Annotated in this window: 21 protein-coding genes; 17 read left to right on the top strand and 4 right to left on the bottom strand. The window is 63.7% G+C overall.

The window, feature by feature from the left end; translation table 11 throughout:
* Positions 1 to 10: 10 nt before the first annotated feature.
* On the top strand, positions 11 to 1,006 hold the full coding sequence (locus CLU92_RS08395; protein ID WP_101481507.1) for an HD domain-containing phosphohydrolase: 996 nt from the start codon (positions 11 to 13) through the stop codon (positions 1,004 to 1,006).
* A gap of 15 nt (positions 1,007 to 1,021) precedes the next feature.
* Here CLU92_RS08395 and CLU92_RS08390 read toward each other — a convergent pair whose 3' ends face one another.
* Together CLU92_RS08390 and CLU92_RS08385 are read right to left on the bottom strand one after the other, a co-directional pair.
* The gene (locus CLU92_RS08390) at positions 1,022 to 2,881 is read right to left on the bottom strand and encodes a triacylglycerol lipase (RefSeq protein ID WP_180338463.1); all 1,860 of its coding nucleotides are present in this window, start codon (positions 2,879 to 2,881) and stop codon (positions 1,022 to 1,024) included.
* 16 nt (positions 2,882 to 2,897) lie between these two features.
* Positions 2,898 to 3,674, bottom strand: a complete 777-nt coding sequence (locus CLU92_RS08385) for a YdiY family protein (protein ID WP_101481505.1) — start codon at positions 3,672 to 3,674, stop codon at positions 2,898 to 2,900.
* 247 nt (positions 3,675 to 3,921) lie between these two features.
* Between CLU92_RS08385 and CLU92_RS08380 the strand changes: the two genes are divergently transcribed.
* From CLU92_RS08380 to hmgA, 14 genes are all read left to right on the top strand, one after another.
* Positions 3,922 to 4,299: a hypothetical protein gene (locus CLU92_RS08380; RefSeq protein WP_143452569.1), complete on the top strand. Its 378-nt coding sequence runs from the start codon at positions 3,922 to 3,924 to the stop codon at positions 4,297 to 4,299.
* A 107-nt stretch (positions 4,300 to 4,406) separates the two neighbouring features.
* Entirely contained in the window at positions 4,407 to 5,093 is a 687-nt protein-coding gene (locus CLU92_RS08375) for a winged helix-turn-helix domain-containing protein (RefSeq protein WP_101481503.1), read from the top strand.
* Complete coding sequence (locus tag CLU92_RS08370) at positions 5,083 to 6,450, top strand: cell wall metabolism sensor histidine kinase WalK (protein ID WP_101481502.1); 1,368 nt, start codon at positions 5,083 to 5,085, stop codon at positions 6,448 to 6,450. The genes CLU92_RS08375 and CLU92_RS08370 overlap by 11 nt, the downstream gene beginning before the upstream one ends.
* 111 nt (positions 6,451 to 6,561) lie before the next feature.
* Positions 6,562 to 7,755 (top strand): acyltransferase, encoded by a 1,194-nt coding sequence (locus tag CLU92_RS08365; RefSeq protein WP_257562393.1) that lies wholly within the window; start codon positions 6,562 to 6,564, stop codon positions 7,753 to 7,755.
* Positions 7,756 to 7,924: 169 nt separating this feature from the next.
* Complete coding sequence (locus tag CLU92_RS08360) at positions 7,925 to 8,827, top strand: DUF535 family protein (RefSeq protein ID WP_101481500.1); 903 nt, start codon at positions 7,925 to 7,927, stop codon at positions 8,825 to 8,827.
* Positions 8,828 to 8,939: 112 nt separating this feature from the next.
* A complete protein-coding gene (gene hemB, locus CLU92_RS08355; protein WP_096235656.1) occupies positions 8,940 to 9,914 on the top strand; it encodes a porphobilinogen synthase in 975 nt (324 codons plus the stop codon).
* A 101-nt stretch (positions 9,915 to 10,015) separates the two neighbouring features.
* Positions 10,016 to 11,359: an MBL fold metallo-hydrolase gene (locus CLU92_RS08350; RefSeq protein ID WP_101481499.1), complete on the top strand. Its 1,344-nt coding sequence runs from the start codon at positions 10,016 to 10,018 to the stop codon at positions 11,357 to 11,359.
* A 53-nt stretch (positions 11,360 to 11,412) separates the two neighbouring features.
* Positions 11,413 to 11,922 carry a peptide-methionine (S)-S-oxide reductase MsrA gene (gene msrA / locus CLU92_RS08345; protein ID WP_101481498.1) on the top strand — a complete coding sequence of 170 codons (510 nt, stop codon included), beginning with the start codon at positions 11,413 to 11,415 and terminating at the stop codon, positions 11,920 to 11,922.
* An 18-nt stretch (positions 11,923 to 11,940) separates the two neighbouring features.
* Positions 11,941 to 12,759: a helix-turn-helix transcriptional regulator gene (locus tag CLU92_RS08340; RefSeq protein WP_101481497.1), complete on the top strand. Its 819-nt coding sequence runs from the start codon at positions 11,941 to 11,943 to the stop codon at positions 12,757 to 12,759.
* Positions 12,760 to 12,967: 208 nt separating this feature from the next.
* Positions 12,968 to 13,366, top strand: coding sequence for a DUF1842 domain-containing protein (locus tag CLU92_RS08335; protein WP_101481496.1), 399 nt, complete (start codon positions 12,968 to 12,970; stop codon positions 13,364 to 13,366).
* A 140-nt stretch (positions 13,367 to 13,506) separates the two neighbouring features.
* On the top strand, positions 13,507 to 14,862 hold the full coding sequence (locus CLU92_RS08330) for an MFS transporter (protein ID WP_257561033.1): 1,356 nt from the start codon (positions 13,507 to 13,509) through the stop codon (positions 14,860 to 14,862).
* Between the two features lie 13 nt (positions 14,863 to 14,875).
* Positions 14,876 to 16,567, top strand: a complete 1,692-nt coding sequence (locus CLU92_RS08325; protein ID WP_101481494.1) for an FAD-dependent oxidoreductase — start codon at positions 14,876 to 14,878, stop codon at positions 16,565 to 16,567.
* Between the two features lie 12 nt (positions 16,568 to 16,579).
* Positions 16,580 to 16,765, top strand: a complete 186-nt coding sequence (locus CLU92_RS08320) for a DUF2783 domain-containing protein (protein WP_101481493.1) — start codon at positions 16,580 to 16,582, stop codon at positions 16,763 to 16,765.
* Entirely contained in the window at positions 16,762 to 18,066 is a 1,305-nt protein-coding gene (gene hmgA, locus CLU92_RS08315) for a homogentisate 1,2-dioxygenase (protein WP_101481492.1), read from the top strand. The genes CLU92_RS08320 and hmgA overlap by 4 nt, the downstream gene beginning before the upstream one ends.
* Positions 18,067 to 18,122: 56 nt before the next feature.
* Here hmgA and CLU92_RS28210 read toward each other — a convergent pair whose 3' ends face one another.
* Complete coding sequence (locus tag CLU92_RS28210) at positions 18,123 to 18,245, bottom strand: hypothetical protein (protein ID WP_257561032.1); 123 nt, start codon at positions 18,243 to 18,245, stop codon at positions 18,123 to 18,125.
* Positions 18,246 to 18,407: 162 nt separating this feature from the next.
* Here CLU92_RS28210 and CLU92_RS08310 point away from each other — a divergent pair, with 162 nt between their 5' ends.
* Both CLU92_RS08310 and CLU92_RS08305 read left to right on the top strand, forming a co-directional pair.
* Positions 18,408 to 21,101, top strand: a complete 2,694-nt coding sequence (locus CLU92_RS08310) for a polysaccharide deacetylase family protein (protein WP_101481491.1) — start codon at positions 18,408 to 18,410, stop codon at positions 21,099 to 21,101.
* 2 nt (positions 21,102 to 21,103) lie between these two features.
* Positions 21,104 to 21,481, top strand: a complete 378-nt coding sequence (locus CLU92_RS08305; RefSeq protein WP_101481490.1) for an immunity 22 family protein — start codon at positions 21,104 to 21,106, stop codon at positions 21,479 to 21,481.
* On the opposite strand, the gene CLU92_RS08300 is transcribed toward CLU92_RS08305, so the two are convergent.
* Positions 21,463 to 22,665: a response regulator gene (locus CLU92_RS08300; protein WP_180338462.1), complete on the bottom strand. Its 1,203-nt coding sequence runs from the start codon at positions 22,663 to 22,665 to the stop codon at positions 21,463 to 21,465. The two genes, CLU92_RS08305 and CLU92_RS08300, sit on opposite strands and share 19 nt — an antisense overlap.
* Positions 22,666 to 22,732 lie beyond the last annotated feature (67 nt).

Raw genomic sequence — 22,732 nt, 5'->3', positions numbered from 1 at the left:
TGGGCTAACGATGACCTTACACGAAGAAAAACCGATCCTGCTGCTGGTGGACGACGAAGCGACAAATCTGCAGGTGCTGCGCCAGATCCTGCAGGACGATTACCGCCTGCTGTATGCCAAGGATGGCGAGAAGGCGCTGGAACTGGCGCAGAACAACCCCGTCGAACTGATCCTGCTCGACATCATGATGCCCTCCATGACGGGCTATGAAGTGTGCCGCCAGCTCAAAGCCATGCCGGCCACCGCGTCCATCCCCGTCATTTTCGTCACCGCCCTGTGCGACGTGAAGGATGAGGCGGACGGATTTGACGCCGGCGCCGTCGACTACATCACCAAACCGGTCAGCCCGCCCATCGTGCGCGCCCGCGTGCGCACGCATTTGTCGCTGGTGGACGCAGAGGAGTTGCGCCGCTCGCGCCTGCAGGTGATTCAGACCCTGGGCCAGGCGGCCGAATACAAGGATAACGAGACGGGCATGCACGTCATCCGCATGAGCTATTACGCGCGCCAGCTGGCGCTGGCGGCCGGCTACAGCGCGGGCAGGGCGGAAGACCTGCTCAACGCGGCGCCCATGCACGACGTGGGCAAGATCGGCATCCCCGACGCCATTTTGCAAAAGCCGGGCAAACTCGATGCGGACGAATGGAATGTCATGCGCCGCCATGCGGAAATCGGCGCGGCCATCATCGGCGAGCACGCGGGCGGCCTGTTGAAAATGGCGCGCACCATCGCCCTGACGCATCACGAGAAATGGGATGGCAGCGGCTATCCGCACGGCTTGAAAGGCGAGGAAATCCCCCACGAAGGACGCATCGTCGCCATCGCCGACGTCTTCGATGCGCTCACCAGCGAACGTCCGTACAAGCCTGCCTGGACGGTATCGGACGCGATCGCCACCATGCAGCGCGACAGCGGCACGCACTTCGACCCGGACCTGCTGGCGCTGTTTGTCGAACACTTGCCGGCCATGCTGGAGATCAAGGACAAGTGGCGCGAGCCGGCGTAGAACGATGGCACTCGCCTAGTCCGGCAGCCGCAAAATCCGCCGTATTTCCAGGATCGCCTGCGGGCTTTCCTGCACGCTGTGCCACGAGGGGATGACTTTTTCCGACAGCGCGCCGTCGAGGTGGGCGCTGGCGTAGGGCACTACGCCATCGCTCGATTCCGCCAGCGGCAGCTCGGGCGTATCGTTGCCCATGATGGAGTAGTAGCGCACTTTCGGGCTGATGGGCAGGTCGGCCACCAGGCGCACGAACGGGTCCTTGTCGCTGAGGTTATCGATGCTGTTGGGGATGCGCAGCGGTTCGCTGCTGCCCGTGTCGAGCTGCGCCAGGCTGCCGGCCGCGTCGGACAACTGGTCCAGCATGGTGATGGGCAAGGTGACGAGGTTGGCGATCCAGCGCGCCACCTTGTGATTGGCGAACGAGGTGCCGCGGTGCGGCGCGGCGATGAAGATGGCGCGGTTTACCTGCGGCATGGCCGTGAAATTCAGATAGGGCGCCAGCCCGGCGCGTACTTTTTCCGCCTTCTTGCCCTTCAAATTGTATTCTTCCGTGATGGCGTCGAGCAGGGTGTTGCTGGCGTCCGAGACCATCAGGCGCGCCAGCACGCCGCCCATGCTGTGGCCGATCAAGACCATGTCGTTCGCGGCATCGGCCTTGGCCGAAGGGTCGAACTGCGCCAGCGTGGCTTGCAGTGCCTGGCGGATGGCGGCGTTGTTGGCCGCCAGCGGCGCATTGCTGGGGTAGTACACCTGCCAGATCTGGTAGCGGCGGCGCAGCTGCTCGTCGCCCATTAATTCATTTGCCACATTGATCCACGCTTCCGGACTGCTGGCCAGGCCGTGCAGCATGACGATGGTGCGCTTGTTCGGGTCGTAGGGCTGCATCAGGTGCACCTGCGGGCGCGAAATGCCGTCGGCGCGGCCGAACAGGGTGCGCAGCGCCTGCACGCCGAAGCCGGAACGGGCCAGCCACAGGCCATAGCCGGCTGTGAAATTGGCCGCGACGGGCAATTCCTGGCCCGCCATGCGCGTTGATTCGCTGCGCGTCGGGTCCACCAGCATCACCATCAACTGCTGCGTGGCCAATACCTCCTGCAGGCTGTTGCCGTCGAAGCGGATCAGCGCCGTGACGACGGGGAAGCGGGTTTCCTCGTAGGGCACATACTCGCCTTTCGATGCGCCTGGCTTGGGCATGACGGCGACGAGGTCGGCGCCGAAGCCGTCGCGCCGGTACACATTGCGCAGGCCGGAAAACGACAGCGAGGTGGCCGGCAGCAGTTCTTCGGGCAGGGTGCCGTCCTCGGGCAGGCGCAGGGCCGACAATTCGCTGTCGATCTGCCAGCCGGCGACGCGGATCACATGGCCGTCGGGACGGTATTCGCCGCGGTGGCGGAACAGGTTGCCGACGGCCTTTTGCACGGCATAGTTATAGTAGTCGCGGATTTGCGTCTGCCGCTCCTCGAAGGCGCGCTGGCCCGGTGTGCGCGTCGTGTAGAACAGGTAGGCATAGGCGTAGCGGGCCGATTCCAGCCAGGCGGCCAGCAATTCGGCGCTGGCATGGCCACCTTGCCTCTCTTCGGCCAGCGCGCTTTCCAGCCACAATTCGGAGAGCGTCGCCAGGCGCTGCTCGTCGCTGAGCAGCTCGGAGCGGGCCAGGTCGGCGCGGCAGCTGCCCGTATTGGCTACACAGGCGGAGATGTCGCTGCCGATGATGCGCAGCACTTCGCTGGCCGAGGCACTGAGTTTTCCCGTGGTGAGGATGTCGCCGCGCCGCTGCTGCAGGTAGTCGGCCGGAGAAATGGCGCTGACGGTGACGGCGGCACAGCCGCTCAGCAGCGCCGCGGCGCACACGAGGGCGCCCAGGCGCAGTCGCCGCATCAGCGTGGCAGGCATCTCAGAACGAGTAGACCAGGGTCAGCGACGTCTGCGTATCCGTGTTTTTCTTGTCGTCCGGTACGCGTGTGTCGTTACGCGCGCTGAAGGCGGCCTTCATCTGCATGGTGCCGTTGATTTTCGTGCTGAGGGCTGTTTCGGCGATGGAGTGGGTGTTCGACGTGCCCCGTTCGACGCTGACCGTTTGCGTAAACATCGCTGACTGGCTGATTTTCCATTTCATGGCGGCCGCGCCGCGCACCGTCAGGCCGTGCTCCGATTCGCCCGTGTCGTTGGTGCCGCTGAAATAGCCAGGACCGAATTCCACGTCGACGCTTTTGTCGCTCGACTGATACCAGCGCGAGCCATGACCGACGGCCAGGGTAGAGTACTTGGTGTAGGCGCCGAACTTGTCGTTCACGTGCGAGGCCAGCACGAACAGTTTTTCATGGTCGGCCATCAGCTTGTAGGCGGCCTTGGCGGAGGCGGAAAAGCGTTCGGCCGAGCGTTCGCGCACTTTCTCGCCGTCGTCGTTGGTCGTTTCGTCTTCCTTGAAGTAGCCGCTGAAGATGTACTGGTTGCTCCAGTCATCGAGTTCCTGGCGCGCGTCGATCTTGCCCGTCACCGAGGTGCCGACCGTATTGCCCGAGGTGGTGATGGCGCCCAGTTCGGCGGAGGTGCTCCAGCTGCCGATGGGAATTTCATCGAACAGCATGGTTTGTTTGGTGTCTGCAGCGGCGGCGCTGCCGCAGGTGATGGCCATGGCCAGCGCCAGTGCGAGAGAGTGGGTCGATTTCATGGCTGTATTTGTCTGTGGCGCGCGCCGGGCGCGCCTGCTGTTCGTTAGTGGCAGTGGTGGCTATGCAGGCCGCGGCAAGCCGGGCGGCGCCGGTTAAAACATGTGGACATGCGCGCGCAGGCGCGGCCAAACATTGTCGAGGCTGTATTGTACCCGACCCTGTCATCGTTTGCCGCACGCGGCGGCGCGCACGAATGCTGCTATATTATGGGAAATATTGCAAACCTGGCATGCATGGATGATGACGATGAAAATGGTACGCAATCTTGTCCCCGTGGCCTGGCTGTGCCTCGCGGCGCAAGCCGGCGCGCAAGCGCTTGACGCCGCCCCCGTCCCGGTTCCGCAACTGACGCAATCGATGATACGCGATGCCGTGCGCGCTGTGCTGGCGGAAGAGGCGCAGGTGCGCGACGCGCTGCCGCAGCCGGCCATGCAGCAGGTGACGATACGCGCCGACCGGAAATATGAACAGTTTGCTGCCGCCTTTGCCGAGGCAAAGGTGCCTGACTGCCTGCATGCCGATGGCTTGAAGCGCCAGCCCACCAACATCGGCCCGATCGGTATCGGCGGCGTGTATGCCTTGCCCTTCGTGGCGATCGCCAAGCTGCGCGGAAAATGTAACTAGGCCGGAATGTCCCGTGGCGGCACGGGCTCGCGACGGGGCTGGCAAGTGGCGCGCGCCTGGCGTATGCTGCGTCTGTTTACTGTCCCGATCTTTACAAGGAATTCCCCGTGCGCTGCCTGGTCATCGAAGACGAAGCCGAAACTTCCCGTTACATTTGTGCCGGCCTTCGCGAGGCGGGCCACGACGTCACCGCCTGCGACAATGGCATCGACGGCATGCGCCTGGCCTGCGGCGAAGACTGGGATGCGCTGGTGCTCGACCGCCTGCTGCCCGGCGAGATCGACGGCCTGGCCATCGTCGCGCGTCTGCGCGGCATGGGCCGCAACACGCCCGTGCTGGTGCTGTCGGCCCTGTCCAGCGTCGACGAGCGCGTGCGCGGCCTACGCAGCGGCGGAGACGATTACCTGTCCAAGCCGTTCGCCATCGCCGAACTGCTGGCCCGCATCGAGGCGCTGCTGCGGCGCGCCGCGCCCGTCCCCGAATCGACGCAGCTGCAGGTGGCCGACCTGGTGCTCGACATGCGCACCATGCGCGTGACGCGCGCCAACCGGCAAATCGCCCTGCAACCGCGCGAATTTCGCCTGCTGGAATACCTGATGCGCCACCAGGGCCAGTCCGTCACGCGCGCCATGCTGCTCGAAGCCGTGTGGGACTACCATTTCGACCCGCAGACGAACGTCATCGACGTGCAGGTGAGCCGTTTGCGCACCAAGGTGGACAAGGAATTTTCGCCGCCGCTGATCCACACGGTGCGCGGCGTCGGCTACACCTTGGGCGTGATCGATGGTGCGTAACTGGCACCGATCGATCGCGGCCCGCCTGGCGCTTGGCTATGGCGTGCTGGTGGTCGTGTCGATCAGCATTGTCTGCGCCGTATTCTATTTTGGCACCATCGGCGTGCTGGACCGCAGCGTGGACCGCAAGCTGACCCTGCTCTCGGAGCGCCTTGCCGCGCTGTACCAGCAGGGCGGCAGCAACCGCACGACGGCGGAAATCGCCCATCTGCTCACCGACCGCACCGACAGCGACACGGAGATCTTCTTGCTGGTGGACGCCGATGGCCGCCGCGTGGCGGGCAATCTGTCGTCGTGGCCCGACCTTGCCAGCCCCGTCGGCCGCCTGCTGCACCGCGACGTCACGCGCGAAGGTCGCAGGGTGCCCGCGCGCATGCTGATCCGCGACCTGGCGGACGGCGCGCGCCTGTTCGTTGGACGCGACATGGAGGAGGGCAAGTCGATCCGCTCCCTGGTGCTGCGCTCGCTGGCCTATGGCGGCGGGGTGGCCATCTTGCTGGTGGTGGCAGGCGCCTGGCTGTTTCGCCGTCAGATCGAGGCGCGCATCGGGCAAATCCGCCGCACGGCGGGAGAAATCGAGGCAGGCGACCTGAGCAGGCGTATTCCCGTGGCCAGCGAGGATGAATTCGGCTTGTTGAGCCGCGATATCAACCGCATGCTTGATCGCATCGAACACCTGATGGAAGGCGTGCGCCACGTGTCGAACGCCATTGCGCACGACTTGCGCACGCCGCTGGCGCGCATCCGCAACAAGCTCGATGGCGCCTTGCGCCAGCAGCAGGGCGTGGCCGGCTTTGAGAGCGCGGCGCAGGCGGCCATCGACGACATCGACGACCTGACGCGCGTGTTCGACAAGCTGCTGCAGATCGCGGCCGCCGAATCGGGCATGCGCCCCGAGAATTTCGATGACATCGACCTGCATCAGATCGCTGCCGACATCGTGGAAATGTACGAGGCGACGGCCGACGAGCAGGGCGTGCTGCTGGTGCAGATGTATGGCGAGGGCGTGCCGGCGCGCGGCGACCGCAACCTGCTGGGCAGCGCGCTGGCCAGCCTGGTCGACAACGCCATCAAGTATGCGGGGCCGGGCGCCACGGTGGAAGTGTCGGCCGGCAGCGATGAGCAGGGCAGCTGGCTGGCTGTGCGCGACAACGGCCCCGGCGTGCCAGCGGAAGAACTGCCGAAGCTGACGCAGCGTTTTTACCGGCTCGACAAGAGTCGCCACCTGCCCGGCAATGGCCTGGGCCTGTCCATCGTCGCGGCCATCGCGGCCCTGCATGGCGGCAGCCTGGAGATCGAGGATGCGGCGCCGGGCTTGCGGCTGCGTTTCAGACTGGACGGTTTTGCTGTCCGCTAAGCCAGCCTTGCTAGTCGCGATGTTTTTTTTGACATAAGTGTTGTCATATTTTCTTTTTAATAAAATATCATGATATAATTTTGATACTTTTTGTGGCATCGCCATTTGACGGTGGATCCTGCCCGTCGTCGGGAGGCTGCATCGAGTGATCGCCATATCTGCCTGGTTTTCATTGCTGGCGCGGTGCGCCAGTTCGACAGGCGGATATCGGGGGTAAGCATGACTGGTGCTGGCATGAAGAATGGCCATTTCAGCGGCCGTATCGTTTCTCTCGATGGCTTGCGTGGTCTGGCCGCGCTGCTGGTCGCCGTGTATCATCTGCCGTTCATCTTCGGCTTCAAGGTCACGCACGCCTATTTGGCGGTCGACTTCTTTTTCATCCTCTCCGGCTGGGTCATGGCACATAGCTATGAAGAGCGGATCCGCCTTGGCATGCCGTTCAGAGCCTTTCTGCACAACCGCTTTGCAAGGCTGTATCCGCTGTACGCCGTCGCGTTAGTGGCGGCCCTCGCCGTTACCGTGATCAAGAGCCGCATCGGCACCATGCCGGCTAACATCGCATGCTTCGTGCCCAATGCGCTGATGCTGCCCTGCCTGCAGGATGGCGTGTCTACCTTTCCCTGGAACGGACCTAGCTGGTCGATTTTCGTCGAGGTGTGCATCAATCTGATCTGGTTCCCTGCCGTCCGCATGGACATGCATACTTTGCGCTGGAAGCTCGCGCTGCACCTTGGCTCGGTGCTGCTGCTATGGGGATTCGCCGTCTGGATGAACCGCTACCTGGCCGGCTATGAGTCGGACGACCTGCACGAAGGCTTGCTGCGTGGCCTGCTGGGCTTTGCAGGCGGCTTGCTGTTGTTCCAGTGCCGCATGCATGCCTGGATACTGGCCTATTTTGCGGCCCTGACGCTTGGCGTCTTTGGCGCCTTTTATGCGGTGGGTGATACCGCCGATGTCATACCGCTGGGCATCGTCGTGATGGGCGTATTACCTGGGACAGTATGGCTCGCCGCCAGGCTGCGGCCGGCGATACTCGAGGGCCGGGCGGCAGCCTTTCTGGGCGACTGCTCGTATGCCATTTACTTGCTGCATGTGCCGCTGGTCATGCTGCTGCAAAAGCCGCTGCGTCTGATGTTTCCGGGCACGGGCATAGCGGACTACATGATGAAGGCGGCGATCTTCACCGCCATCCTGCTCTTTGTCAGTAACATCAGCTATCGCTTGCTGGAAGTGCCGGCACGGCGCTGGCTGCTGCAGCGGCTCAAGCGCGGCCTCAGGGTGGCGGCAGCCGGCTCCATACCATAATGTGCTTGTGCGCCAGACGCCAGGTCGACATTACCAACTTGTAACCCCCTTCGTTTTCACCTCCCCCTATCATTCGCTCTACCCCGGCATAGAGCGGCTGCGCACGCGCAGCAGCCTGTGACGGGCTGTTTGCGGCCGTCGCCGCGTCCCGTTCAGTAGAGTCGTTCGCATGCATACTTTTAGCGCCACCGGCGACAACGCCGCGCCGCAGCAGCCGGCACTGCGTCCGCACGGACACCGTATCAAGGCCGCCCTGGGCGCGCTGGTCTTTCCCCTGCAGCGCGCGCGCTGGCAAGCCTTCATTGCCGGCACGCCGGGCCTGGCGGCGCTGGCGCAAGCCCATCCCAGCATGTTGTATAAAATTTACCGGCCCTACGCCAGCCGCCAGTTTCCCTGCGCGGCGCGCGTGGAGCTGTTGCGCGGGCATTACCGCTTCCTGTGGCAGGCTGGCGCGCGGCCGCTGGTGGAATACGCGGCGCGGCGCGCGCTGGTGCTGGCCACCATCGAGGGCAGGGATGGTGCCACCTACCGCTTGCAGCTGACCGCTATCCACGACAGCCACCGCGAGGGCGACCTGTGCCTGCGCCTGACGCGCGACGGCGTCTCGCTGTATCTGGCCGGTTTCCTGTTCCGGCCGCAGCCTGGCGGCTGCGCCATCCAGCTGGGCGCCTTGCAGGGCTTGCGCTCGCCCGCCGGCGCCCAGGCGGTGAAAGCGGCCACGCGGGCGCTGCACGGCTGCCGGCCAAAAAATCTGATGGTGGCCGCCTTGCGCGACCTGGGCGATTTTTTCGGCTGCGGCCATCTGGACCTGGTCAGCAATGCCAACCGCATCGCGCTGAACTGGCGCCGGCGCCGCCACATCTCCTGCGACTACGACCTGGCGTGGCAGGAACTGCATGCGCTGCCTACCAGTGACGGCAATTACCGCCTGCCATGCGGCCCTTGCAGGATGCCGGACCTGGAGCAACTGCCGTCGAAAAAGCGTGCCGAGGCGCGACGCCGCGGCGCCATGCTGCTGCAACTGGCGGCGGACATGCGCTGGCAAGTGACGGCTTTGCTTCACGCGCAATGAAAGCACCCGACGGCATTTTTTGACCTGGGCGGATTTTTTGCCGGACGGCCCGGCGCAACCGGCGTGATCGGCGTATACTTATCGGCGTTCCCAACCTGAAGCCAGTCATCCCATGCCAGCACACTACCCAACTTCGCGCATGCGCCGCCTGCGCGCGACCCCGCAACTGCGTGAGCTGTTCCGCGAGACCGAGATCAATCCGCGCGACCTGGTCCTGCCGATCTTCGTCGACGAAGGTTCCAGCGATTTCATCGACATCACGTCCATGCCCGGCGTGCGCCGCATTCCCGAAGCGAAGCTGGCGCAGGAAGTCGAGCGCTACGCGCGCGCCGGTCTGCGCTCCGTGATGACCTTCGGCATTTCGCACCACAAGGACAGCCACGGCACGGACACCCTGAACCCGGACGGCCTGGTGGCGCGCATGTCGCGCATCATCAAGGACGCCGTGCCGGAAATGGTGGTCATGTCCGACACCTGCTTCTGCGAATACACGGACCACGGCCATTGCGGCATCCTGCATGGCGACACGGTCGACAACGACAGCACGGTGCTGAACCTGGGCAAGCAGGCTGTCATCGCGGCCCAGGCGGGCGCCGATATCATCGCGCCATCGGCCGCCATGGATGGCCAGGTAGCGGCCATCCGCAGCGCGTTGGATGCAGCCGGCTTCCACGACACGCCCGTCATGGCGTATTCCACCAAGTTCGCTTCCGGCCTGTACGGCCCGTTCCGCGATGCGGCAGGCAGCACGCTGAAGGGCGACCGCAAGACCTACCAGATGGACCCGATGAACCGCCGCGAAGCCATCCGCGAGTCCTTGATCGACGAAGCCGAAGGCGCCGATGCGCTGATGGTGAAACCTGCCGGCGCCTATCTGGACATCATCCGCGACCTGCGCGAAGTGACGCGCCTGCCGATTGGCGCCTACCAGGTCAGCGGCGAGTACGCGATGATCAAGTTCGCCGCGCAGGCGGGCGCCATCGACGAGCGCCGCGTGGTGCAGGAAACCCTGGGCGCCATCAAGCGCGCGGGCGCGGACATGATCTTTACGTACTTCGCGATGGATGTGCTGAATAATCCGTACTAAGCATTTCCTCGTCAATTATCTTCACCCCCAAAGCAAGTTCCGGGGTCAGACCCGCCGGGTCTGACCCCAGCATTCACGCCGTTGGGTATTCTTAGCTTCCTATGCCCCTGAAAATCTCCCGCATCCTGCACGCCGGCTATGTCTTCGAATGCGAAGGCACGGCCATCGCCTTCGACCCCATCGTCGAAAATCCGTTCAGCCGCAACTGCCACGCCTTTCCCTCGGTGCGCTTCGACCTCGATGCCGTGCGCCGGCTGCGCTGGGATGCCGTCTTTATCTCGCACTTCCACGACGACCACTGCTCGCTCGACAGCCTCGATGTGCTCGACCGCGCCACGCCCATCTACCTGTACTGCGTCTTCGACGAACTGTTCGCCATGCTGCGCGCGCTGGGGTTTACCGCCGTCGAGCGGCTGCACGTCGACGTGCCCGTGCGGGTGGGCGCCATCGAGGTGATCCCGCGCCGTGCGCTGGACGACGATGTGGACTCGCTGTTCCAGGTGCGCGCCGCCGGCCTGAATGTGCTCAACGTCGTCGATTCCTGGATCGGCCCCGAAACCCTGGAGCAGCTGGCCGCCTTCGCGCCCTGGGACATGGTGCTGTGGCCGTTCCAGACCATGCGCGAGATCGCCGTCATCGCGCCGTCGCTGGCGACGCGAGGCCCAGTGGATTTGCCAGATGACTGGGTGCCGCAACTGCAGGCCCTGGCGCCCCGTTACATCGTGCCCAGCTCTTGCCAGTTCGTGCAGGAAGACTGGTCCTGGTACAACCACGCGATGTTCCCCATTACCTACCGCCAGTTTGCGCAGGAGATCGGCGCCGCGCTGCCCGGCGTGCACATCTTCCGCCTCGACCCGTCCACGTCCGTGCTGCTCGATGCGCAAGGATTGACGCCGGCCGCGCCGCTGCCCTGGGTCATCCCCGTCGGGCCGCAGGACGTGGATTTTGACTACCGTCCCGATGCGCCGCCGCCCGCCACGGCTGACGTTGCCCGGCGTTTCGCCTCCCTGAGCGCTGCCGACGCGGCGCTGGTGCTCGATTTTTGCCAGCGCGGCTTGCTTGAGCGCTACCGCGACATGGAGCTGTCCGAGGACAGCTATTTCCAGGCGCCGCGCCTGTGGCGATTGTCGCTGTATGGCCATGACGGCGCGGCCACCGTGCTGCATTACCGCACGCATGGCGACTTGATCGACCTGGTGCCCGCCACCGGCGAGGCGCCCGGCTGGACCACCGAGGTGCCGCTGGCGAAGTGCCATGCGGCGCTGGTGCTGGGCGAATCGCTGACTTCAATGTACATGCGCATCAACGATGGCCCTTTCGACGCGGCCACGCAGGCCGAGCTGATGGAAGCGGACATCGTCGATGATCCCTTGATCCGCTGCCTGTTCAATGACGCCATCGGCGCCTACCAGGCGGCGCAGCTGAAGCGCTTGCTGGCCCGCTGAAGAAAACGCCGCGACAGGGTAAGATAAGGTTCTCAGATCAAGGAATGAACAACATGACACAAAATAACGAAACCGCGATCCTGGCCGGCGGCTGCTTCTGGGGCATGCAAGACTTGCTGCGCCGCTATCCGGGCGTGCTTGCCACGCGCGTGGGCTACAGCGGCGGCGATGTGGCCAACGCCACCTACCGCAACCATGGCACGCATGCGGAAGCGATCGAGATCATTTTCGACCCGAACACCATCAGCTATCGCAAGATCCTGGAATTCTTCTTCCAGATCCATGACCCCAGCACGGAAGACCGCCAGGGCAATGACCGCGGCACGAGCTACCGTTCGGCCATCTTTTACACGAGCGACGAGCAAAAACGCATGGCCGAAGAGACCATCCGCGATGTCGACGCTTCCGGCCTGTGGCCCGGCAAGGTGGTGACGGAAGTGGCGCCGGCCGGCCCGTTTTGGGAAGCGGAACCGGAGCATCAGGATTATCTGCAGCGCTTGCCGCACGGCTATACCTGCCACTACATCCGCCCGGACTGGGTCTTGCCGCAGCGTCAACAATAAGCGTCACGGGAGGCAGCCATGCGCTATTGGCAGGTAGAGCGGCGGCAGGCGGAAGGGCAGCTGGATCTGGGGCGCGCCCTCGATCTGGTGGCCGCCATCAGCCATGCCGATGTGAATGCCATGGCAAGCGCCATCCTGAAAACGGCCGGCGCGGCAGCATCCATCGCCCAGTGCACGATCTTCGCTTATGAATTCGGCAACCGGCCCCGCACGGTGGCCGTGGCCGACCGGCGCGGCGGGCGTTTTCTGCAGGATATTGCCGACAGCTACGCGCGTCATTACTATGCGCTCGACGGCAACCAGAGCGTCATCGCGCCCGCCGCCCGGCCCTACATCGATCCCGCCATCGTGCTGCACCAGCAAGCCAGCGACGAGATCCGCCACCCCGGCTACCGCGCCGTCTGCTATCAAAAACCCAATGTGTCGGACCGGCTGTCCCTGCTGGTACAGCCGGCCAGCGATATCTGGCTGTCCGTCAATTTCTACCGCGACAGCAGCCAGGGCCAGTTCCAGCCCGGCGAAATCGCCGCCATCGAAACCCTGTCACCCCTGTTCGCGCATGCGGCCAGACACCACTACAGCATCAATGGACAGCCCGCGCAAGGCGTCTCGCCCATGATGCTGGCCCGGCTGCGCCAGCATGGCCCGCAATTGAGCAAGCGCGAACTCGACGTGCTGCGCGGCGTGCTTGAAGGGCTCACTGCCGTGGAAATAGCGGAGACCATGGGCGTGCAGCCATCGAGCGTCGTCACCTATCAGAAGCGCGCGTACAAACGGCTGGGCATTGCCAGCCAGCGCCAATTGTTTGCGTTATGTCTAAGCCCGCATGCCGTATAAATGCTAGCGCGCCGTGCATAGGGGGCAGTGCACAAAAATACTGGAATTCAAGGCAATAATGTGAGCATATTGATATGAAAAAAAAGGCTATGCTGCCGGCAGAGTGTTGATGCGCTGAAGCGCCATCAGCAAGGCTGATAGCCAGTGCCTGTCGCCGCGCGCGATCTCCCTTTTCATGGCTCAGGAATCATCCCATAAGGAGTTCATTGTGTCCTCATCTGAATTGAATGCGGTAGAACATGTCTATCTGATCGCCGGCAATCTCGGTCTGCCCGGCGCACCCATCCTGAATCTCGCCCTGTTTTACAATCCCGACGACGGCAGCGTCAGCGGCGAAGCGCTGATCACGCAATCGATCGCGCCACCGCATGGCCGCGTGGTGATCCGTCCCGTCAGCGGCCCCGTGCATGGCCTGGGCCTGGGCAATGCCACGCGCGTCTTCAGCCTGAGCGGCGAATACGTGGTGTCCGTGCCGCCACCGGCCATCGGCAGCTACCTGGCCAAGTTTGAAGCGACTTTCGTGACCGACAACAACTGGAGCGGCCACGGTTCCTTCAGCTATGGCAACCAGAAGATCGACAACGTGCCCATCAAGAAACGCGGTTAGTCCTTTTGGCCAGCGGCTGTCCCCAAAATGGGGACAGCCGTTGGCGTAGTCGTCTGCATACTGTGTCTCAAGCCGGAGCATCCGGCAACTCTCACCCAATAAAATCAACAAGGGGAGAGTGACACCTTATGGAGACAAGCATGACCATCGCCCAAGCGGCCACCCCCGCCACCCATGCGCCCGTTCTTGACGCGGCCGCCAATCAGCTGGAACAGCAGGTGATGCGCAAGGTATCGCGCCATTTGCTGGGATTTCTGTTCCTGCTGTTCGTGTTTTCCTTTCTCGACCGCATCAATATCGGCTTCGCCGGCCTGACGATGATGCAAGACCTGGGCTTGTCCGGCACCCAGTTCGGCTTTGCCACCACCCTGTTTTACATTGCCTACATCGCGTGCAGCATTCCCAGCAACATCGTGCTGGCCCGCATCGGCGCGCGCAAGTGGATCGGCAGCATGATGATCGCTTGGGGCCTGGCCTCGACGGCGACCCTGTTCGCCAGCGGCCCGGCCAGCCTGTATGCCTTGCGTTTCCTGGTGGGCGTGACGGAGGCGGGCTTCCTGCCCGGCATGTTGCTGTACCTGACGTATTGGTTTCCCAGCGCCTACCGCGCACGCGCCAACGCCCTGTTCATGATCGCCATGCCCGTCACGGCCGCCATCGGTTCGGCCCTGTCGGGCCTGATCCTGGGCCTGGACGGCCACTGGGGCTTGAAGGGCTGGCAATGGTTGTTCTTGCTTGAAGGCATGCCATCCGTCCTGCTGGGCCTGGCCGTGTACGGCTACCTCGACGATTCGCCCAACAAGGCGCATTGGCTGGGCAAGCTGGAACAGCAGGTGCTGGCGCGCATGCTGGCGGCCGAGCACAAGCCGGCAGCTCCACAAACCGCAGGACAAACGAAAACCTCGGTGCTGGCGGAAATGCTGTCGTCTACCGTGCTGAAATTCGGTATCGCCTATTTTTGCCTGGTCAATACCCTGGCGATGGTTGCCGTATGGACACCCTTGATCGTGAAGAGCTTCAGCGGCGACGCCAGCAACACGAAAATCGGCTTGCTGGCCGCTATCCCGCAGGTATGTACCGTCATCGGCATGGTCATGTGGGGCCGCCGCTCGGACCGCCTGCAGGAACGCCGCTGGCACATCGTCTGGCCCATGCTGCTGTCGGCCGCTGGCTGGCTGCTGACTGCGTATTCCGGCAACCCCGTGGTGCAGCTGCTGGGCGTGTGCATGGCCTCGACGGGCGCCTATACGGCCATGTCCGTCTTCTGGACGACGCCGGACCGGGCACTGAGCCTGGGCGCGCGGGCCATCGGCATCGCCGTCATCAATGCCACGGGCAATATTGGCTCGGCCCTGAACCCCGTCGTCGTGGGTTGGCTGAAGGATTTCACGCACAGCTTTGCCACGGGCTTGCTGTATGCCAGCGTGCTGCTCGTGGCAGGCGCGGCCATCGTGCTGACCCTGCCCATTGCGCGTACTGGTAAAACACCTTCTTGAAGAGGAAAGCATCATGAGCGACACATTTCACCCTTATCCCCATGTGCCGAAAGTCTATCCGCCTGGCAAGCCGGTGGGCGCCGGCACGCAGCATGTACCGGTACTGATCATCGGCGGCGGTCCCGTGGGACTGGCCACGGCCCTGGGCCTGGCGCGCCACGGCGTGCGCTCTGTGCTGATCGAAGCGGATGATGGCGTGTGCACGGGCAGCCGCGCCATTTGCATCTCGCGGCGCAGCCTGGAAATCATAGCCCGCCTGGGCGCGCTCGACGGCTTTTTGGCCAAGGGCTTGCCGTGGGCGGGCGGGCGCAGCTTTTACCGCGAGGAAGAAGTGCTGCACTTTACGATGCCGCAAGACGCGAACCAGAAATTGCCACCCATGGTCAACCTGGCGCAATACCATATCGAGCAATTCCTGCTTGACGCGGCCGAACGCCTGCCGGAGCTGATCGATATCCGCTGGCAAACGAAAGTCACGTGCGTGGATCGTCGCGCCGATGGCGCCAGCGTGACGGTGACGACACCGGAAGATGCGTATCAAATCGATACGGACTGGCTGGTGGCGGCCGATGGCGGGCGCAGTGCCGTGCGCGAGGCGCTGGGTCTCAAATTGCAGGGCACCAGTTACGAGGGGCGTTATGTGATCGTCGATATCCACCTGAAGAGCGACCGCCCGACGGAGCGCCTGGCGTATTTCGACCCGCCGTCGAACCCCGGTTCGACCGTGCTGGTGCACAAGCAGCCCGACGATATCTGGCGCATCGATTACCAGTTGCGCGATGACGAGGACGCGCAGGCGGCCGTGTTGCTGGAAAACGTGGCGCCCCGCGTGGACAGCCTGCTGGCCATGATGGGGGAAACTGCGCCGTGGCATCCCGTGTGGATCACCATTTATAAAGCCAACGCCTTGACCCTGGACAAATACCGGCACGGCCCCGTGCTGTTCGCGGGCGATGCGGCCCACCTGGTGCCCATCTTCGGCGTGCGCGGGGCCAATTCCGGCATCGACGATGCCGACAACCTGGCCTGGAAGCTCGCGTATGTGGTCAAAGGGCAGGCACCCCATGGCTTGCTGGACAGCTATTCGGACGAGCGCGTGTTCGCCGCCCGTGAAAACTTGCGCCACGGCACGAAAAGCACGGAATTCATGGCGCCGCCCACGTTCGCTTTCGAGCTGATGCGCACGGCCGTGCTTGGCCTGGCGGGCAAGCATGCGCACGTGCGCTCGCTGATCAATCCGCGCCAGACCAGCGCCATCGCGTATGCGCAGTCGCCCTTGAACGCGCCCGACCCGGATGTGTTCACGGCCGGGCCCGCGCCGGGTACGGTCTTGCCGGAGTGCCCGCTGGCGCTGCCACACAGCGGCGGACAAAAAGCGGGGTATATTACCGATCTGGTACAAGGTGCGGATGGCGACTTTACGGGCTTGTATTTCAGCGAGGATGGCACCGTGCCCCCGCAATTGCTGGCGCTGCGCGATACATGGCCATTGGCCACCGTGGCGCTGGCCCGTAATCCGGCCGGGGCCAGTGGCGAATTGTGCGCCTGGGACCACACTGCGCAGGTATTCTCATTGTTTGACGCACAGCCAGGCACGTTTTACCTCGTGCGTCCGGACGGCCACGTGCTGGGACGCTGGCGGCAAGTGACGGCGGGGCAGGTGGCGGCAGCGATGGCGGCGGTCTGCATCGCCCAATCAGAGTAACAAGGAGACAACATGAACGACATCGAACTCGATAATTTATATACTGAACTGTGCCACACCATGGGCGACCTGGGCGAACAGCGCTCGCCGCTGTTCCTCGCCCGCTTTGCCTTGCTGGCCATGGGCGCGATCGGCAAGGCCGACGTGGTGCAGGGCTTGCTGCGCGACGCTGCCGAGGGCCTGGTGGTGAGCGCATGATAGGGGCCGGCTACCAAAGCGGCTTCGGCAACGAATTTGCCACGGAGGCCGTGTCCGGCGCCTTGCCGCATGGGCAAAACTCGCCGCAGCAAGCGCCCCTGGGCCTGTACGCGGAACAATTGTCGGGGACGGCCTTCACGGCGCCGCGCGCGCAAAACCGGCGCTCGTGGCTGTACCGCATCCGCCCGGCCAGCCAGCATCCGCCGTTTGCCATGCTGGCGAATAACAACATCGTCAGCGATTTCCATGCCATGCCCCCCACGCCGCCGAACCAGCTGCGCTGGGACCCGCTGCCGCTGCCTGACAGCAGTACGCCGGTCGACTTCATCGACGGCTGGCACACGATGGCCGGCAACGGCAGCGCCGAAGCGATGAGCGGCTGCGCCATCCACGTGTATGCGGCCAACCGCTCCATGCAGCGCTTCTTTTATTCGGCCGATGGCGAATTGCTTGTCGTGCCGCAGGAAGGCCGGCTGGCAATTGCCACGGAACTGGGCCTGATCGAGCTGGAACCGCAGGAAATCGCCGTCATCCCTCGCGGCGTGCGCTTCCGGGTGACCTTGCCGGATGGCATGGCGCGCGGCTATGTGTGCGAAAATTTCGGCACGGCCTTCCGTTTGCCGGACATGGGGCCCATCGGCTCGAACGGCCTGGCGAATGCACGCGATTTTCTGACGCCGCACGCGGCCTACGAAGATATCGATGGCGAGTGCGAGTTGCTGGCCAAGTTCGGCGGCCATTTGTGGCGTACGACCCTGGACCATTCGCCGCTGGACGTGGTGGCCTGGCACGGCAATTACGCGCCTTACAAATACGATTTGCGCCGTTTCAACGCCATCGGCTCGATCAGCTACGACCATCCGGACCCGTCGATTTTCCTGGTGCTGCAAGCTCCCAGCGAAAACCCGCTCTTGGGCGCCATCGACTTCGCCATCTTCCCGCCTCGCTGGCTGGCCGCCGAGCACACGTTTCGGCCGCCGTGGTTCCACCGCAACGTGGCCAGCGAATTCATGGGCCTGATCCACGGCGTGTACGACGCCAAGGCGGCCGGTTTCGTGCCCGGCGGCGCCAGCCTGCACAACTGCATGTCGGGCCACGGTCCCGATGCGCAGACGTTCGAGAAGGCTTCCCAGAGCGACACGTCCGCGCCCGTCAAAGTGGCCGACACCATGGCCTTCATGTTCGAGACGCGCACCATCCTCAAACCTACGCCGTTCGCCTTGAATGGCGGCCTGCTGCAAACCGGCTATTTCGAGTGCTGGCAAGGCTTGCGCAAGCATTTTGATCCTGATCAGGGGTAACCAGTCAGGCGGCCCGCGCCCGCCCGCGGGCTGCCGTGATCCGTGCCATCAGCGCTTCAGTGCGGCAGGCACACGCGCCCAGTCGCATTGACCACGTCATCGCCCGCATGCGCGCGCAGTTGCAACAGCATCAGGGCCACGCCCAGCATCAGCGCAGCCGCGCAAAGTTTCTTGTGCATCATCGTTCCCGTTTCTACGATCAATGGAGGTTTGCACGCATATTATTGCCGAAATTCATGTGTGCGGGCTGAGCTTGTGCCAGGCGTGCTTTACAATTATGCATCGTGCGCATCCGCGCCATCTGAATGCTATGCATAGTATGTGAAGGGAATGACAAGCCTGTGACTTCCAAGCCGATCAAGATCGCCGCCACCGTCGTTGTGGCTCTCGCCGCTGGGGCCGGCATTTATGCCTATACCCGTCCCGCCGCCACCGCCACGCCTGGCGCTCCCGCCTCGGACAGCCCGGCCGCCGCACCGCAGTCCACCGTCGACACGGCCGCCGTGGCCAGCCAGTTCCGCGACTTGCTGGGCAATTTCCGCAAGATCATCGTGCTGCTGGCCGACGAGCAAAGCTTGCCGGACGGGGCGCGCGACGAGGCGCGTAAAGTGGGGCAGGCGCTGTTCCATGAAAACCAGGAACGCATTGCCAAGCTCGATGCGGCGCTGGACCAGCTGACGGCGCCCACCAATCCGGGCCGTTTCGAAGCGCTCGATAGCCTGTTGACGTATATCGAATCCGATCCCGGCCTGTACGATGCGGACCGCCTGGCTTTCCGCGAGCTGCTGCAAAGCATGCTGGCCGACGTGGCCAAGGATAGCTCCTTGCCGGCAATCAAGCTGCACAAGCGCATTTCCGAAGACCTCGATGCGCTGGGCGAGATCGAGCGCAATTATGAGAAGGAAATCCGGCAAATCTTCGGCAACCTGGGCCAGCGCGCCATCGAACTCAAGCGCGAACGCTGGGACGATTACGTGGCGCAGCTGAAAAAGCTTTACAGCCGCGAGCAGATTCTGAAGGAAAACGGCATTGTCGTACCGTATGCGGTGCCACCCGCCGGTTCCATACCCGAAGCCAAGCCGGCGCCAAAAAAAGATGAGGCGGAAATCTTTGGCCTGGGCTTGCCGAAGAAAACCATCGTGCTGACCTTCGACGACGGCCCGCACCGCCGCTACACGGAAGAAATCAGCGCCATCCTGAAACAGTATGGCGTGCCGGCCGTCTTCTTCAACGTAGGCCGCAACCTGGGCTCGCTCGACGCGGAAGGCCACGCCAAGCTGAACGCGGGCGCGGAAGTGAGCCGCAAGCTGATGAAAGAGGGCTATGCCGTGGGCAACCACAGTTTCAGTCACGCCCAGTTGTCGAAACAGACGGGCGACAAGCTGAAAGGCGAAATCCTCGGCACGGACACCTTGTTGAAAGCTATCAGCCCCGAGCGGGCCGCGCTGTTCCGTTTTCCGTATGGCGCGCGCAACAGCGAAGGCATGGCCGCGCTGGCCGATGCGCATTTGAAATCCGTGATGTGGAATATCGATTCGCTGGACTGGGCCGATCCCGTGCCCAGCTCCATCACGAATCGCGTGCTGGCCTCCGTCGACAAGGCGGGACGCGGCATCGTCCTGTTCCATGACATCCATGAGCGCACGGTGAAAGCCTTGCCGGCCGTGCTCGACAAGCTGATCGCTGAAGGCTATCAATTCGCAGGCTGGGATGGCAGCAGCTTCCAGGTGGCGAAAAGCACGGCGCCCGCACCCGAGAAAGTGCCCGTCACCACGGGCTACGCCAATTCCTGGGCCGTGGTGATCGGCATCGATGATTATGCGAAGTGGCCAAAACTGCAATACGCGGTGCGCGATGCGCAAGGCATCCGCGAAACCCTGATCGAAAAGTTCGCTTTTGCGCCCGAGCGCGTCGTGACCCTGAAGAATGGCGAGGCGACGCGCAACAACATCCTGGCCGCCTTCCACGACAAGCTGGCGCATGGCGGCGTGCAAAAGAATGACCGCATCTTCGTCTTCTTCGCCGGCCACGGCGCCACGCGCAAGCTGAGCTCCGGGCGCGACCTTGGCTACATCGTGCCCGTCGATTCTGACCCGGCGCAGTTCGCCACGGATGCGATTCCCATGACGGAAATCCAGAATATCGCGGAATCGCTGACGGCCAAGCATGCGTTCTTTGTCATGGATGCCTGCTACAGCGGCCTGGGCCTGACGCGCGGAGCCGGTTCCAGCTCCTTCTTGCGCGATAACGCCAAGCGCATCGGCCGGCAAATGCTGACGGCCGGCGGCGGCGACCAGCTGGTGGCCGATGGCGGACCTAACGGCCACTCGGTGTTCACCTGGACCCTGCTGCAAGGCCTGGCGGGCAAGGGCGATTTGAACGGCGATGGCCTCATCACGGCCACGGAACTGGCCGCCTACGTGGCGCCCGCCGTGTCCAGCGTATCGAACCAGACCCCCGCGTTTGGCAGCCTGCCTGGCTCGGAAGGGGGCGACTTCGTCTTCGAATTGCCGGGCGAGACGGAGTTCCTCAGCCCGAACACGACACAGCTGTCGACGGAAGCCATCGCCCTGAACAGCAAGCTCGACGCCAAGCCGCAAGCTGCCAGCGTCACGGTGAAGGATTTGCAGGGCGGTGAACAAAAGATCGTCACGCCGGGCGCCGTGCCCACGTCGGCGCGCCAGCTGGCGCAGCGGGCCAACGACCGCGGCTTGCAGTTGTACAAGGAGAAACAGTATGCGGCGGCGGAAGCGCAATTTACGGAAGCGCTGAAATTGCGTCCCGACTTCGCGCTGGCAGCGAACAACCTGGGCTTTGTCTTCTACAAGCAGGAAAAATACCGCGAAGCGGCCCGCTGGTTTGAAAACACGGTCAAGATGGACCCGTCGCGCGCGATCGCCTATTTGAACCTGGGTGACGCGTATGCCAAGGCCGGCGATGCCGCCAAGGCCAAGGCCGCGTACAAAACCTATCTGGAACTGGCGCCGACGGCCTCGACGGCCCCGGCCGTGCGGCAAAAAATGGAGAAGCTGTAGGCTTGTCTTCCAACGTGACCACCGTCCACGTATTTGCCTGCAAGGGGCGCTTCGCCAGTTGGGAAGCGCTGCAGGCTTACCTGTCGCCCACCTGCACGGAGGATGGTGACGCCGTGCCGTCGCCATTTTTCCTGGAAACGGGCCTGACGCAGTATGAACCCGCCTGCTTCGAAAGCGCGATGCTGGCCTCGCCCGTGCCGCTGGCGCAATTGCTCGATGGCGTCTCGTATGGCGACAGCTGGCTGGCGCAGGCGTGCGCGGATGCGCAGGGTGTGCTGGCCGACACGAGCGTGTGCGTGTTTGCGCCGAACCGGCTGGCGCACCCCCAGCGCAGTTCGCTGCATTACGTGGGCAGCTACCGTTACCGCGTGGAAGACTGAGTCCCATCCTCCTGTTCCTCGTGCAATAGCTTGTTGACGGCCGCCAGCAGGCTGGTGCCCGAGGTGGTGATGAAGCGGGCGCCGGCCGCCTGAGCTTGGGTGCCGTAACTGGCGACCGTATCTTTGCTGCAATACACGATGATGGCTAGCGTGGGCAGCGCCTGCCGCACTTCGCGCACCGTGCGCACGCCCGCATCCTTGATGCGCCGGCGGTTTTCCACCCGCGCCATATCCGTGATGAGCAGTGCATAGGCCTTCTGTTGCAGCATGTCCAGTGCCTGGCGCGTCGATACAGCCTGGTCTACCTTGATGTTTTCCCGTTCCAGCTGTTCCACCAGCAAGGTGTTGTTGCACGGATGGTCATCCAGCCACAGCACCAGGCTGGACGGCTTTTGCGCTGTCGGCACGCCGGCCAGGGCCGTGACTGCCGCGCCCCCGTCCGGAGGATGGGCCAGCAGCAGTTGCGTGACGGCTTCCTGCATGTCGTCGAGCGACTTTTGCTGCAAGCGGCTCAGTTCCGTTACTTCGATTTCCTTGCCGCTTTCCAGGCGCACGGAATCATTTTTGACGAGGCTGTCGGCCCGCTGGATCATGATGGACAGGTAGATGCGCGTGAGCAGGTAGCCGATCAGGAAACCGTGCACGGAAAAGAACAGCATGATGCCGCTCACGACGGCCTGAGCCGTGTCTGGCGCAATGGCGAGGCTGGGCGCGATGAAGGCGGCCACGCCGCGCGCCGTAGCGGGCAAGGTCTTCATTTCGATCAAGCCCACGCCGACGATGATCTTGGTCAGCCAGTCCGATACTTCCACCAAGTTGGAATTGATTTCCATCGGCGCGGGCGTGCCGAGAAAGAGGGTATTGCCGGTCCCCCCGTTAGCGTTCTCGTCCCTGCTGCGTCGCTTGCCGTTCGGACGGTCCTCGGCTTGCGCCATGTTGACCATGCCAGAGGGCAGGGTGCGGGGAATGCCGAACAGAAATCCCAGCAGCATGCCGCTGACGCAAAAACCCAGGCTCCACAGCAGCGCCGGCACGGCCTGGTAGCGGGGCGCCAGGACCGCCCCCCCTATCACTGCCAGCAAGCCCGCCAGCAGGATGTATAGCAGGATGAATGGCAGCGCATCTTTCTTGCGCACCGCTGCCGGCGCACTGGCGCCGGCGCTGCTGGTATCCGATTTGCCCACGGCCCCCCCAATGGATGCGGCATTGCACAAGCTGCATATGCTCATCATAGGAAGTAGGGCGGCCGTG

Origin of the sequence: Janthinobacterium sp. 61 (genome assembly GCF_002846335.1) — a bacterium.
In the GTDB taxonomy this organism is placed as follows: Bacteria; Pseudomonadota; Gammaproteobacteria; order Burkholderiales; family Burkholderiaceae_D; genus Janthinobacterium.
The sequence above is the reverse complement of the archived record's forward strand: the minus strand, read 5'-3'. Positions and strand labels throughout refer to the sequence as shown.

Coding starts and splice junctions, on each gene's coding strand:
- CLU92_RS08325 (WP_101481494.1), top strand. CDS start 14,876: ATGAGCGACACATTTCACCCTTATCCCCATGTGCCGAAAGTCTATCCG.
- CLU92_RS08360 (WP_101481500.1), top strand. CDS start 7,925: ATGCATACTTTTAGCGCCACCGGCGACAACGCCGCGCCGCAGCAGCCG.
- CLU92_RS08380 (WP_143452569.1), top strand. CDS start 3,922: ATGAAAATGGTACGCAATCTTGTCCCCGTGGCCTGGCTGTGCCTCGCG.
- msrA (WP_101481498.1), top strand. CDS start 11,413: ATGACACAAAATAACGAAACCGCGATCCTGGCCGGCGGCTGCTTCTGG.
- CLU92_RS08320 (WP_101481493.1), top strand. CDS start 16,580: ATGAACGACATCGAACTCGATAATTTATATACTGAACTGTGCCACACC.
- CLU92_RS08340 (WP_101481497.1), top strand. CDS start 11,941: ATGCGCTATTGGCAGGTAGAGCGGCGGCAGGCGGAAGGGCAGCTGGAT.
- CLU92_RS28210 (WP_257561032.1), bottom strand. CDS start 18,245: ATGCACAAGAAACTTTGCGCGGCTGCGCTGATGCTGGGCGTGGCCCTG.
- CLU92_RS08395 (WP_101481507.1), top strand. CDS start 11: ATGACCTTACACGAAGAAAAACCGATCCTGCTGCTGGTGGACGACGAA.
- CLU92_RS08330 (WP_257561033.1), top strand. CDS start 13,507: ATGACCATCGCCCAAGCGGCCACCCCCGCCACCCATGCGCCCGTTCTT.
- CLU92_RS08390 (WP_180338463.1), bottom strand. CDS start 2,881: ATGCGGCGACTGCGCCTGGGCGCCCTCGTGTGCGCCGCGGCGCTGCTG.
- CLU92_RS08370 (WP_101481502.1), top strand. CDS start 5,083: ATGGTGCGTAACTGGCACCGATCGATCGCGGCCCGCCTGGCGCTTGGC.
- hemB (WP_096235656.1), top strand. CDS start 8,940: ATGCCAGCACACTACCCAACTTCGCGCATGCGCCGCCTGCGCGCGACC.
- CLU92_RS08350 (WP_101481499.1), top strand. CDS start 10,016: ATGCCCCTGAAAATCTCCCGCATCCTGCACGCCGGCTATGTCTTCGAA.
- hmgA (WP_101481492.1), top strand. CDS start 16,762: ATGATAGGGGCCGGCTACCAAAGCGGCTTCGGCAACGAATTTGCCACG.
- CLU92_RS08385 (WP_101481505.1), bottom strand. CDS start 3,674: ATGAAATCGACCCACTCTCTCGCACTGGCGCTGGCCATGGCCATCACC.